Annotated in this window: 8 protein-coding genes; 2 read left to right on the forward strand and 6 right to left on the reverse strand. The window is 70.7% G+C overall.

The genetic code is table 11. The features are described from left to right. Window positions 1-103 precede the first annotated feature (103 nt). The 6 genes from astD to CSW64_RS13790 all read right to left on the reverse strand — a co-directional run bounded on the left by astD (window position 104) and on the right by CSW64_RS13790 (window position 10,165). Window positions 104-1,558: a succinylglutamate-semialdehyde dehydrogenase gene (astD, locus tag CSW64_RS13765; RefSeq protein ID WP_099622652.1), complete on the reverse strand. Its 1,455-nt coding sequence runs from the start codon at window positions 1,556-1,558 to the stop codon at window positions 104-106. After that, a complete protein-coding gene (locus tag CSW64_RS13770; protein ID WP_099622653.1) occupies window positions 1,555-2,559 on the reverse strand; it encodes an arginine N-succinyltransferase in 1,005 nt (334 codons plus the stop codon). The genes astD and CSW64_RS13770 overlap by 4 nt, the downstream gene beginning before the upstream one ends. Continuing rightward, window positions 2,560-3,807 (reverse strand): hydrolase, encoded by a 1,248-nt coding sequence (locus CSW64_RS13775; RefSeq protein WP_099622654.1) that lies wholly within the window; start codon window positions 3,805-3,807, stop codon window positions 2,560-2,562. 156 nt (window positions 3,808-3,963) lie between these two features. Next, window positions 3,964-4,197, reverse strand: coding sequence for a hypothetical protein (locus CSW64_RS13780; protein WP_099622655.1), 234 nt, complete (start codon window positions 4,195-4,197; stop codon window positions 3,964-3,966). Further along, on the reverse strand, window positions 4,194-8,372 hold the full coding sequence (locus CSW64_RS13785) for a translocation/assembly module TamB domain-containing protein (protein WP_099622656.1): 4,179 nt from the start codon (window positions 8,370-8,372) through the stop codon (window positions 4,194-4,196). The genes CSW64_RS13780 and CSW64_RS13785 overlap by 4 nt, the downstream gene beginning before the upstream one ends. Continuing rightward, entirely contained in the window at window positions 8,369-10,165 is a 1,797-nt protein-coding gene (locus CSW64_RS13790) for an autotransporter assembly complex protein TamA (RefSeq protein ID WP_342745814.1), read from the reverse strand. Before CSW64_RS13790 ends, CSW64_RS13785 begins: the two co-directional genes overlap by 4 nt. A gap of 305 nt (window positions 10,166-10,470) precedes the next feature. On the opposite strand from CSW64_RS13790, the gene CSW64_RS13795 reads away from it, so the two are divergent. Both CSW64_RS13795 and CSW64_RS13800 read left to right on the forward strand, forming a co-directional pair. After that, the gene (locus CSW64_RS13795) at window positions 10,471-11,886 is read left to right on the forward strand and encodes a circularly permuted type 2 ATP-grasp protein (RefSeq protein ID WP_245863905.1); all 1,416 of its coding nucleotides are present in this window, start codon (window positions 10,471-10,473) and stop codon (window positions 11,884-11,886) included. Continuing rightward, on the forward strand, window positions 11,883-12,827 hold the full coding sequence (locus CSW64_RS13800; protein WP_099622659.1) for an alpha-E domain-containing protein: 945 nt from the start codon (window positions 11,883-11,885) through the stop codon (window positions 12,825-12,827). Before CSW64_RS13795 ends, CSW64_RS13800 begins: the two co-directional genes overlap by 4 nt. Window positions 12,828-12,840 lie beyond the last annotated feature (13 nt).

Consider the following 12,840-nt stretch of genomic DNA (forward strand, 5'->3'; position numbering starts at 1 on the left):
CGGCGCATCTGGTTTGGGACCAGAGGGTCGGCGCCCATGACCCCCTCAGTCACCGCTTCGCGGCGACAGCTCCCCCAAGGGGGAGCATCCATGACCGCGTCCCTCACCCCTTCAGCCCCTTGATGTCCGCCACGGTCGGGACCACGGCGTCGGCCTCGAAGCTGGCGACCGGATAGGCGCAGTAGTCGGCGGCGTAGTAGGCGCTCGGTCGGTGATTGCCGGAGGCGCCGAGGCCGCCGAACGGCGCGGTTCCCGCCGCGCCGGTCGTCGGGCGGTTCCAGTTGACCACTCCCGCGCGAACGCGCCGCTGGAAACGGTCCCACAGCATGGCGTCGTCGCTGATCAGGCCGGCCGACAGGCCGTAGCGGGTGTCGTTGGCCAGCGCCAACGCCCCGTCGAACGTGGCGGCGCGGCGCACCTGGAGCACCGGCGCGAAGATCTCCTCGTCCGGCGTCTCGTGATGGCTGACGTCGATCAGGCCGGGCGTGATGAAGGCGCCCGACAGCCCCTCGACCGCCCTCGCCTCGCGGATCACCGTCCCGCCCAGGGTCTTGGCGGCCTTGCGAGCGGCATCGGCCGCCCGAGCGGAGATCAGCGGCCCCATGAACGGTTCGTCGGCCGCGTTCCAGGCCCCGATGCGCAGGCGGTCGGCCAGGGCGGCGATCGCCTCGATCACCGCCTCGCCCTCGTGGCCTTCCGGGACGATCAGGCGGCGGGCGCAGGAGCAGCGCTGGCCGGTGGTGATGTAGGCCGACTGGATGACCAGGGCCGCCGCGGCCTCGGGGTCCGTCGCGTCCCAGACCACCAGCGGATTGTTGCCGCCCAGCTCCAGCGCCAGGATCACGTCCGGCCGATCGGCGAACTGGCGGCGGAAGTGCGCTCCGGCCGCGCCCGAGCCGGTGAACAGCAGGCCGTCGATGGGCTGCTCCAGCAGCGCCTGGCCGGTCTCCCTTCCGCCCTGGACGAGATTGACCACGCCCCGGGGCAGGTCGGCCGCCTCCAGCGCCTCGATCATCAGCTCGCCCGTCCAGGGGGTCTCCTCGGACGGCTTGAAGACGACCGTGTCGCCGGCCAACAGAGCCGGGACGATATGGCCGTTGGGCAGATGGCCGGGGAAGTTGAACGGACCCAGAACCGCCATGACGCCGTGCGGCCGATGGCGCAGCACCGCGCGCCCGAAGGCCGTCGCCGTCTCCTTGGTCCCGGTCCGCTCGTCGTAGGCGGCGATCGAGGCGTCCACCTTGGCCATCATCGAGCCAAGCTCGGCCTTGGTCTCCCACAGCGCCTTGCCGGTCTCGCGCGAAATGGCTTGGGCCATAGCGTCCTTGCGGGCGTCCAGGGCCGACTTGTAGCGACGAAGGGTTTCGATCCGTTCGGCGCGCGGGCGGTCGGCCCAGTCGTGGAACGCGGCGCGGGCCGCGGCGACGGCCGCTGCGACGTCGGCGCCGGTCGCGGTCGAACCTTCCCAGGTCGGCGCCCCCGTCGCCGGATCGATGGAGATCAACGCCGGTCCACGCCCTGCAACCCAGGCGCCGTCGATGTACTGGCCGCGGCTCATGCCTTCACCTTCACGATTTCACCTTCGCGCACGCCGAGCACCTCGGCCGCGTCGCGGGACAGGATGGCGCTGTCGTGGTCGACCAGCACCGGTGCGCGCACGGCGCGGAAACGGCCGATCTCGGCGGTGGAGACCAGCGCCTCTTCGCCGAAGGCGTCCTCGCCCAGCTTGACCGTCAGTCGGCGGGCTTCCTTGACCGTCCGGATCTCGTCGCGCGGCGCCGCCAGGGTCGGACCGGCGTCGAACAGATCGACCAGGCCTTGATAGCGGAAACCCTCGCGCTCCAGCATCGCCCGCGCCGCTTCGCCGTCGCGGTGGACCTTGCCGATCGTCTCGGCGGCCTCGGTCGGCAGCAGGCCAGTGTAGATCGGATGGCGCGGCGCCAGGTCGAGGATGAACTGGCCGTTGGTCGAGGCGCTCATCCGGTCGGCCTCGTCGAACTCGAGCCGGAAGAACTTGTGGGCGACATGCTCCCAGAACGGGCAGCTGCCGTCCGCATCGAACCAGCCGCGAAGTTCGGCCAGCACCATCTCGGCGAAACGGTTCGGCTCGATGCCGATCAGCATGTAGCGCGACTGGGCCAGCAGACGGCCCGCGCCGCCCTTGCGCTTCTCCGGCCGCAGGAACAGCGACCCGACCTCGGACCAGCCGGAGCATTCGTTGACCAACACCAGCGCCTGGTGGTCGAAGCGCATCTCCAGAACCGGCGAGGATTGCGCCAGGGTCACGACCCGGAACGAGAAGAACGGCCGCTTCAGCCCGACGCCCGCCTTGACCCCGGCGACGCCGTCGATGCCGCCGGTCTCCGCGTCCTCAAGCATCAGGGTGTACCAGGCTTCCGGCGGCGCCACCTCTCCGCCGAAGCTGGCCGCCGACAGGTCCAGGCGCGCCCGCAGGGTCGGTTCGTCCTCCGGCAGGCTGGTGAAGCCCCGCCCGGACAGGACGGCCAGCTCCATCAGGGAATCGTAGTCGGCCGGCAAGGCGGGACGCACGACGAGCATTCAGCGGGTCTCCATGAGGGCGCGCACGCCGCGGGCGTCGATCTCGCCGGCGGCCAGTTTCATCAGGATCAGGGCGGACAGCTGCGCCCGCTCGGCGAAGCTGTCGGGCCAGGCGAACTCGTTCTCGCTGTGGATGTCGCCGCCCCGGACGCCCAGGGTGTCGACATTGGGCAGGCCGGCGGCGAACAGGTTGTTGCCCTCGCAGACCCCGCCGGACGGCTTCCAGGCGATGTCCTGGCCGATCAGGGCGCCCACTTCGCGCACCTTGCCGAACAGCTCGGCCTGGGCGGCGTTGAACGGCTTGGCCGCCCGGGTGAAGCCGCCATGCAGGCTGACCGACAGGCCGTCGCCCTCCCCGGCCGCCATCGCCGCCTTGACGCCGGCCTCCAGCCAGGCCGCGGCCGCGGCGTCGGAGAAGCGGACGTTGAACCGCACCACGGCGATGTCCGGCACCATGTTCAGCGGCGCGCCGCCGTCGATGCGGGCGATGTTCAGGGTCACGCCGTCGCGGCGGCCGTTCAGGGCGTCCAGGGCCCCGGCGATGCGGGCGGCGGCGGTGATCGCGTTGCGGCCCAGGGCAAAGTCGCGGCCGGCATGGGCGGCGCGCCCCGTGACGCGAATGTGGAAGTTGCCCGATCCCTTGCGCTCGCCGGCCAGGGTCCCGTCGGACAGGGCCGGCTCATAGGTCAGGCCGACATGGCCCAGGCGGCCGAACTCGGTCAGAACCGGTCCGGAAGCCAGCGACCCGATCTCCTCGTCCGGCGAGATCAGCACCCGATAGCCGAGGTTCGCCGCCACGGGCGACGCCTCGAACGCCTCCAACGCCGCCAGGATGACGCTGATCCCGCCCTTCATGTCGGCGATGCCGGGACCGTGCAGCGCGCCGTCCGGACGGGTGGTCACGGTCTGGAAGCGGCTGTCGGCGGGATAGACGGTGTCGTAGTGGCCGGTCAGCACGACCTGGGTCGCCGCCTCGGGCCGGACGATGACGGCCAGCGAGGGCGGGTGGGGTTGCTCCCTCTCGCGGCCGTCGGCGGCGATCTCGATCGAGGCGGCCAGCGGAATGTCCTGCGGCTCGGTCGGCAGGACGGCGAAGGCGTCCTTCAGCAGGCCGCGGACCGCGTTCAGCCCGTCAAGGTTGCGACTGCCGGAATTGACGTCCGACCAGGCGATCGCCCGGTCGACGATCGCCGAACCCCGCTCGGCGATGGAATCGAGAACGGCCTTCTCTTCCGGCGACAGGCGCATCGGCGTGATCCGTACAGCTCTACGACGCCATTGCCGCGGACTAGGTCGACGCGTGCCTCAACGAAGCGACCCGCCGGAATGGCGCAAGACGGGAGTCGCCGAACGCCACCTTCGTAGCCGAGCCCCGACGCGGCGTGAACCCCCTGCCCGCGTGGATCAGCGCCTCTGGCGGCGCATCCCTCGCATCAGGAAGAAGACAAAGCCCAGCATGGCCGAAACGCCGACGAGCAGGGACAGCCAGAACGCCGCGACATCCTTCGGTTGGGGGCGGCCGAAATAGGTTTCGTTGATGGATACCCCGATCGCCGAGACCAGGCCGACGTAGACTGCCAGCCCCGTGATGGCGAAGCAGGCCGCGCTGCAGGCCAGGTTCCAGGCGCGCGGCGTCACTCGTAGTCCTTCCGCCAGCGCACCGACAGCTTGGTGCCGCCTTCGCTGGCCAGGCGGGAGATGATCGACAGGTTGCGGCGCACCTGCCACTCGACCTGGGCCGCCGGCCCTTCGCGACCGCCGCCGATGATCTCCAGATAGACGTCGTCGGTCAGGTACTTGCCGCCGGCCACGGTCATCGCCCCGCCATCGCCGCCGCCCGCGAAGACCAGCCGGTCGAGGCCGGTGAGGTTCTTCAGGTTGCCGATCACGTCGAAGCCGCCGCCGCCGGCCAGAGCCGCCACCGCGGAGGCCAGCTGAGCGGCCTCCAGCGGCGACAGCTGGGCGGCCGAGGTGCCGAACAACACCCGCGACAGCACCTCGTCCTGCGGCAGGACCGGCGTCGAGGTCAGCACGATCTCGGGCTTGGCCGCCGTGCCGGTGACGCGGATCACCGCCGTCAGAGTCGGGTCCTCGCGCCGCGCCGTCAGGTCGAGACGGATGCGCTCGGCCTGGGCGGCCAAATAGACAGCGCTGCGCTCGTCGAACTCGAACCGCTTGCCGGCGAAGTCGTACTCGCCCTTCACCATCCGCGCCGTGCCGTCGAGGATCGGCTTCTGCGTCGTGCCGGTCACCCGCGCGTCGAGCGACATCTCCGCATCCAGGCCGCGCCCTTCGATGAAGATCCGCCGATCGGCCTTCAGAGTGACGTCCATGGTGACGACCAGGCCTCGCGAAGGTTCCGGCAGGACGTCCCCTTCGGTCGCCCCCGGCTTGTTGCGCTCGATGACGTCCATCGGCACCACGCCGGAGGGCGTGGGCGGGTCGGCGGCGATGCTCGCCCGGTCGACGACGAGGGCCCCGGTCAGCAGCATCTTGCCCTGGGCGTCGCGGCTGAGGGTCGCCTCCCCGCTGGCGGTCGCGTCGACCAGGTCGTTCTTGATCAGCTGGAAACTGGTCAGCCCCATCCGGAAGCTGCTGGCGCCGTTGCGCAGCAGGCTGATCCGTCCGGAGCCCGACAGCTTGCCGCTCTTGCCGTCGGTCGCCGTCGCCTGGGTCACCTCGATGGCGTTGTCTTCCAGGTCGGCGCTGAGGTTCACGTCGCGGAGCCTCACGCCCACGGTGGCGTCATCGAAGGTCCCGCCCTTCAGATCGGCGTGACCAGCCAGGCGCGGGTCGGCCAGGGTGCCGGCGATCGTGCCTTCCATGTCGACGATCCCGCCCAGGGTTCGGTCGCCGCCGACCAGCAGGTCCCACAGCGGCTTCACCTCGCCGTTGGCCGTGAACCGGCCGCGCATGGGCTCGCGCGTGGCGACGGCGAGACGCAGCGGGGCCGCGGACGATCGCACCGGCAAGGTCGCCACGGCCTGGGCCTTCAGCCCGCCGACATTGGTCGCGGTGGCCTCCAGCTGGAGCAACTCGTCCTCGAGCACGCCCTTGATCTGGGCGTCGACCGACAGGCTGCGCCCCGAGCCGCGCGCCCGCGCGCCCTTGAGCGTGGCGTCCATCGTGCCGTTCAGGCGTTCGCCGCGGCCCTGGAGGACCACCTTGCCGTCGATGACGCCGGCCATGTCCTCGTTGACCGCCCCCAGGTCGACCTGCGTCAGGTCGGCGCGGATGTCGGCCTGCTCCGCGTCGGAGCGCGCCTTGATCACCGCCCGGCCGCCCTCGATCTCCAGGTTCAGGTCGGCGAACCGCTCATGACCGGCGAAACCGATGCGGGCCGTCTCCAACGTCTTGAAGTCGGCGCTGCCGAAGCGACCCTCGCCGTCGAGGGCCAGGCCGGTCGAGCCGTCGTTCTGCGCGTAGACGCCGGTGCCGATGAAGCGCCAGCGGTTGGCGTTGTAGGCGCCGCGCAGGTCCAGCTTCAGCGGCAGGCGCGACAGCGGACCGTCGGCGGTGATCGACCCGCGCCAGAAGCGCAGGCCCGGCACGGCGCGCAGGGTCGCGTTCTGGGCGGTCAGGTTCAGGGTGGCGCGGGCGCCGCCGGCCGCGTCGGTGATCGCCGCGGTGCCGTTGATCTGCCCGCCGGACAGCACGGCGCCAGGACCGACCGCGAGGATCAGGTTGGCCGTCGACGGCACGCCCTTGCGCAGGGCCACGCCGCCGCTCGCCTTGACCCCGCCGGCGTCGGCGTCGAGGCCGGACAGGTCGACCCCACCGTCGGCGAAGCGGAAGTCCGTGCGAGCCTTGGCCGGGCCGTACTCGCTGTCGGCGGTGATCGCCACCGCCCCGTCCATACCGGCCGTTCCCTGCACGAAGCTCAACACGATATGCGCGTTGGTCAGCGGCAGTTGCGGCAAGTCGACCTTCTGGATGTCGGCGATCAGGTCCGCGCGCGGCGCCGAGATCGAGCCGGTGATGGCCCCCGAGCCCTTTGCGTCGCCGGCGATCTCCACCGGGCCGATCCCGAACGGCCCCTTGGCGTTCCAGTCCAGCTTCAAGCGCAGGGCGCCCTTGGGGCCGATCAGGCCGGCCGTGCTGGCCGAGCCCATCAGGCCGTCCAGCCGCGCGTCGGCGATCGACACGACCCCCGCCCGGACCTCGGCCTTGCCGCGCAGCCGAGGCTTGGGCCCCAGCAGCCGGTCCAGCTCGCCGAAGCCGCTGGCGAAGTTCGAGCCGACGGCGTCGACGGTGAACGCCCAGGGCTTGCCCGCCCCGCCCTGAGAGGCGGACCAGGCGCCGCTGATCGCGCCCTGCGAACCGACCTTGGCGACCTTGAGATTGGTCAGGTCGGCCTTGCCCTTGAACGACAGTCCGCCCAGCAGGGTGCGCTCGCCCGAAGCGTCCAGTTTCAGGCCCGCGCCGTCGGCCTTCACCCGGCGTAGCAGCAGCCGGCCGTCCTTCAGGCGGGCGGCGACGATGTCGGCCCTCGGCCGCGCGCCGAGCAGCGCCCCGAGGTAGCCGGCGCCGCGGCCGCCGTCCCCGGCCAGGGTGGTCTCGAGCGTGAACTCGCCGTCCTTGCGGCCCAGCTTGATCGGCCCCTGGGCCTTGGCCAACGTGTAGTCTGCGGCGCTGAAGTCGAAAGCGGCGATCGAGCCGGCGTAGGCGAACAGGTCCTGGTTTCCGGTCAGCACGCCCTGGGTCTGGGCCCGCCCCTTCACGGCGTCGCCGGTCAGGCGCTGCAGGGCGTTCGTGGTGGCGGTCAGGGCGACGCCGTCCTTGCCGGTCATCCGCTTGCCGATGTCAGCTTCGCCCTTGGCGGTCAGCGACAGCGTTTCGGCGTCGACACGGGCGTCGATGGCGTAGAGGCCGCTCTTGGCCTGGGCGCCGGTTCCGGCGAAGCGGATCTCCGGCCCGAGCATCTTGGCGTAGGCGGCCGTCAGGCTGGAGGCCGTCAGCTGCAGGCGGCCGGAGGCCTGCCCGCCGTCCTTGTTCCAGACGCCGGACGCCTGGGCCGGCGTGGCGGCGCCGACGGTGGTCACGAACTCGAACCGGCCTTCCTTGCCGTCGCCGTTGGCCCGCGCCTTGAGCAGGAAGGGTTGGTCAGCCGCCAGGCCCAGCGCCCCGGCCAGGGCCCCGCCCTGGGCTTCGTTGGCGTCGACCACGACCAGCAGCGGCCTCCCCTTGCCGGCCTGGATCGCCGCCGACAGCTTGTCGCCCAGGTGCAACTGGCTGGCCGCCCCCAGATGCACGGTCATCGGCCCGTCGCGCTGGATGTCCAGGCCTCCGGCGATGTTGAACAGGCCGCGCCGATAGCTGAACTCGGGCAGGGTCTCGATCTGGCCGCGCATGTCCTTGATGATCACCGAGACCGGCATGCCCTTGGACACCGTCTGAGGCGTGAGGGTCGGGCGGCGCAGCACCTTGATCCTGGAGGCGTGGATGGCGTCGGCGTGGAACCGGCGCACGAACAGCTCATGGTAACGCCACTTGACCGCCAGGTTGTCGGCCTCGAGCCAGACCCCCTTCTCATCGGTGATGGTCAGACGGCGGACGGTGAAATTGCGCCACAGATCGCCACGCAGCCCCTCGATCCTGAGCTTGCCGAACCGGCCGACCTTCAGGCCGCTGGCGCGCGCCTCCACGAACAGCAAGCCGGGCGCGGTGTTGACGCCGTAGCGGGCGACCACCGAGACGGCGCCGACAAGCACGACGACCAGCACCGAGATCAGCATGACCCAGCCCGCGCCGGTCGCGGGCCGGTACCGGCGGCGAGGCTTCTGCGGCGAAGGGGTGTCGGCCGGCTCGGTCAAAAGCTCTGCCCGATGCTGATGTAGAGTTGGAAGTCGGCGTCGCCTTCGCGCTTGTTCAGCGGGAAGGCGATGTCGGCGCGGATCGGTCCGAAGCCCAGGTCGTAGCGCACCCCGAAGCCGGCTCCGACGCTGAAGTCGTCGCCGCTCGGAAAGGTCTGATCGCCGATGCCGCCAACGTCGACGAAGGCGACGCCGCCCCAACGCTCGGTGATCTTGCGGCGGACTTCGAAACTGCCCTCCAGCACCGACATGCCGCCTTGTGGCGTATTGTCGAACAGGCGAGGCCCGACCGCCTGCCAGGCATAGCCGCGCACCGATCCTCCGCCGCCCGAGTAGAAGCGCCGCGGCGCCGCCACCTGATCGAGCGTCGCCCCCAGGATGGCGCCGGCCTTCAGACGCCCGGCCAGGACAGTCTTCGCCTCTTCGTCCAGAGACAGATAGATCGACCCCTGCGTCTGAAACCGCAGATAGGCTGCCTCGGAGTCGCCCAGGGTGCCGGTCGGCTCGGCGCGCGCTTCGACCCGCCAGCCCTTGGTCGGGTTCAGCGGATCATCGGAACGGTCCAGGGCGAACGCGCCGAGCACCGCGGCGGTCAGAATGTTGCTCCGCTCGCCGCGGATCGTTTCGTTGTCGATCTTCTGCTTCTGGGCGCTGCTGCTGGCGTCCAGCGACACGCCCAGCGTCACGTACGAGGTCTTGCGCCACCGCCGGGTGATGTCGGCGTTGGCCTGGACCCCCGTCGCGTCATAGGCGTCGGTCCGCTCGTTGTAGACGCCGGCCCCCATGGTCAAGGTCTGTTGCGGCCGCCGCCAATGCGGCAAGGCGACCTTGCCCTCCAACCGCTGCTCCAGCTCGGCCAGGCGAAGCGCATAGGTCTGGGTGTCGGCGCGGCCGAACCGGTTGTAGCGGGTGCGGCGCAGGTCGAGGCCCGCGCCTTCGCTGGTCGAATAGCCGGCGCTCGCCTCGAGCGTCCGTCGCGGACGATCGACGACGCTGACCAGCACCGGCCGGCGTCCCTGCGCATCCACCTTGTCCTTGGGTTCCAGCGAAACCGAGACTGAGTCGTAGACGCCGGTGTCGAGCAGCCGCCGCTCGAGCTCGGCCATGTCCTCGGGATCGTAGACCTCGCCTTCCTTCCAGGGCGCCAGCCGGCGCAGCCAAGCCTGGTCGGTGCGGCCGGTCTCGCCGAAGATCAGGCCGTCCATATGGATCAGGTCGCCGGCCGCCATGCGAAAGGTCGGCCGGACCGTGTTGTCGGCATGGTCGATGATGACCTCGCGCGGCGCCGGCGCGGCGTCGGCGTAGCCGCGCTTCTGAAGCGCGGCCAGGATCCGCCCCTCGGCCGACAGGACGTCCGCCGCTCGCCCCGGCGCGCCGCGGCGCAGCGCCATGGCCTGTTCCGCGGCGATGGCCACCTCCGGCGTCGGCTCGTCGCCGACCCAGGCGACTCCGGCGCCGGCGAAACGGAAACGTGGCCCCGGCGTGACCTTGACCACGGCGCTGGGCGGCTGGCCGCCGTCGTCCTCGTCGGGATCGACCACGTCGGGCTCGACCTGGTAGCCGTAGTAGCCCTGGGTGCGCAGAGCGGCGATGGCGTCGTCGGCCGCGGAACGCGCCCGGCGCCGAGCCTCGAAACGGGTTGTGGCGGGTGACTTCGAGTCGCCGACCGCGCGCTGGATGGCTTCCCGGAGGTCGTCGTCGGCGACGCCCTCGACCTTGGCCTTCGCCTGCTGGGCCGTGGCGGCGCCCGCCCATGCGCAAAGGGCGATCGCGGTCGAAACGACAAGGGCCACGCGCGTAGGCGCCAAACTGCTCATCCTCCAGTGCGCCCCGAATCCCGTGTAGCCAGCGTCGCGCCGCCTGTCACCTCCATCGACGCAGGCGCCGGGCGCCTAAATGTCGGGCAGTCGAGCCCTGCTCCAACGCGAAACCACGAAACCCGATCCGCATTCCTCCGACATGGTTAGGAATGAACCGTGAAAAGGCCGTTTCGGCCGCAGACACGGACAGCCTCGTGACCCCGGCCGTCGCCGCCCCCCTGCCCCCCGCGCGCTCGCCGACCGAAGCCGCCTATCGCCTCGGACCGGCCTTCGACGAAATGCATGACGCGGAGGGCGAGGTTCGCGAACACTACGCCGCCGTCCACAGCCGGCTGACCAGCCTGAGCGCCGAAGCCCTGGCTGAGCGGCAGAAGACGCTGGAAAGGTCGTTCCTCCTGCAGGGCGTCACCTTCACCGTCTACGGCGCGGAAAGCGCCACCGAACGGATCATCCCGACGGATCTGGTTCCCCGGATCATCCCCGCCGCCGAGTGGCGGACGATCGAGGCGGGCCTCACCCAGCGGCTCCAGGCGCTGAACATGTTCCTGGCCGACGTCTACGGCGATCAGCGGATCCTGATGGACGGCGTCGTTCCCCGCGAACTGGTGCTGGGCGCTCCGTCCTACCGCCGCGAGATGCGCCGCCTGTACGTGCCGCATAAGGCCTACGCCAATGTCTGCGGCAGCGACCTGATCCGAGGCCAGGACGGCCGGTTCGCCGTGCTGGAGGACAACTTGCGGGTCCCGTCCGGCGTCTCGTACATGCTGGCCAATCGCGACGCGGCGAAGCGGACATTCCCGGGCGTCTTCCAGTCGTCGAACGTCCGCCCCATCGAACGCTATCCCGACCTGCTGCTGGCCACGCTCAAGAGCATGGCCGCCGATTGGCGGCCCAACCCACAGGTCGTGGTCCTGACGCCCGGCGTCTACAACAGCGCCTACTACGAGCACGCCTATCTCGCCCGGCTCATGGGCGCGCCGCTCGTCGAGGGGCGGGACCTCGTGGCTTACGAGAACATGATCTACATGCGGACCACCACCGGCCTGCGCCGGGTGGACGTGATCTATCGCCGGGTGGACGACGACTTCATCGACCCCCTGGCCTTCCGGCGGGACTCGAACCTCGGCGTCGCCGGGCTGTTCAACGCCTACCGGGCCGGCAACGTGGTGATCTGCAACGCGCCTGGGACCGGTGTGGCCGACGACAAGGCGGTCTACGCCTATGTGCCGGACATCATCCGCTACTACCTGGGCGAGGAGCCCATCCTGCCGAACATCGAGACCTTTCTCTGCCGCGAGCCGGCCCAGTTGAGCCATGTGCTGGCCAACCTGGACACGCTGGTGGTCAAGGCCGTCGGCGCGTCCGGCGGCTACGGGATGCTGGTCGGACCGCACGCGTCGGCCGCCGAGCGCGAGGCCTTCGCCGAGGCGGTCCGCGCCGATCCGGCCAACTACATCGCCCAGCCGACCATCCAGCTGTCGACCGCGCCCTGTCTGATTGACGGTCGGCTGGAGCCGCGCCACGTCGATCTGCGCCCCTTCATCCTTTCCGGCGAGAAGATCGTCGTCACGCCCGGCGCCCTGACACGGGTGGCGCTGCGGCGCGGCTCCCTGGTGGTCAACTCCAGCCAGGGCGGCGGCTCCAAGGACACCTGGGTGCTGGCCGACGGGGACGCGCCGGAGGTCCGGCCATGATGCTCGCCCGCGTGGCCGACAGTCTCTACTGGATGGGGCGCTACATCGAGCGGGCCGAGCATGTCGCGCGGCTGGCCGACATCATGCTGACCGCGACGCTCGACCGCGCCGTCGACGCCGGCCGAACCCAGGAGATCGCCGTGGCGGCGGCGGGGGAGACCCCGCCCGCGCCCGGCGCCCTTCCGATGCAGGCGGCCCGACGCCTGGTGTTCGACCGTTCCAGCGCCGGCGGCGTGCTGTCCTCGCTGGCTCGGGCGCGGGAAAATGCACGACAGGTCCGCGACCAGATCACCACCGAGACCTGGGAGCGCCTCAACCTGCTCTACCTCAAGGTCACCGGCGAGACGGCGGTCGATCTCTTCGACATGGGCGCGTCGGCCTTCCTGCACGACGTCATCGCCGACCTGCACCTGTTCAGGGGCGCCGCCGACGCGACCATGAGCCATGGCGAAGGCTTCCGCTTCCTGATGCTGGGGGTCTATCTGGAGCGGGCCAACCTCATCGCCCAGCTGTTGGAAGTCTGCTTCGGCGACGGTCGGGGGGCGCGCAGCAGCGACCACGTCGCCGAGATGAACCTGCTGCGCATGGCCTGCGCGCTGGAACCCTACCTGCGTCGCTACACGGCCGAGATCGAGCCTCGCCTGATCCTGGAGTTCCTGCTGTTCGACGAGGAGTTCCCGCGGTCGATCCGGTTCGCCACCGCCAGGATCGAGGAGAACCTCGGCGGCATATCCCGTCTTGCCCGCGGGGGTGGACTGACGGCGCCGGACCGTCTGGCCGGCCGCCTCAAGGCGCGGCTCGAATTCGCCGACATGGAGGAGCTGCGCGCCATGGACGCCAGCGCTCTGCTGACCGACGTCGTCGCCGACTGCGCCCGCATCCACGACGCCGTCCATGACGCCTACGTCGCCTATTCGCTCGAGACGAGGCTGCCGGCATGACCGGATTGGAGAC

The sequence above is a fragment of the Caulobacter mirabilis genome, from assembly GCF_002749615.1.
GTDB lineage: Bacteria > Pseudomonadota > Alphaproteobacteria > Caulobacterales > Caulobacteraceae > Caulobacter > Caulobacter mirabilis.

Excerpts from the sequence above, each read along its gene's own strand:
- astD (WP_099622652.1), bottom strand. The coding sequence starts at position 1,558 with ATGAGCCGCGGCCAGTACATCGACGGCGCCTGGGTTGCAGGGCGTGGA.
- CSW64_RS13770 (WP_099622653.1), bottom strand. The coding sequence starts at position 2,559 with ATGCTCGTCGTGCGTCCCGCCTTGCCGGCCGACTACGATTCCCTGATG.
- CSW64_RS13775 (WP_099622654.1), bottom strand. The coding sequence starts at position 3,807 with ATGCGCCTGTCGCCGGAAGAGAAGGCCGTTCTCGATTCCATCGCCGAG.
- CSW64_RS13795 (WP_245863905.1), top strand. The coding sequence starts at position 10,471 with ATGCATGACGCGGAGGGCGAGGTTCGCGAACACTACGCCGCCGTCCAC.
- CSW64_RS13800 (WP_099622659.1), top strand. The coding sequence starts at position 11,883 with ATGATGCTCGCCCGCGTGGCCGACAGTCTCTACTGGATGGGGCGCTAC.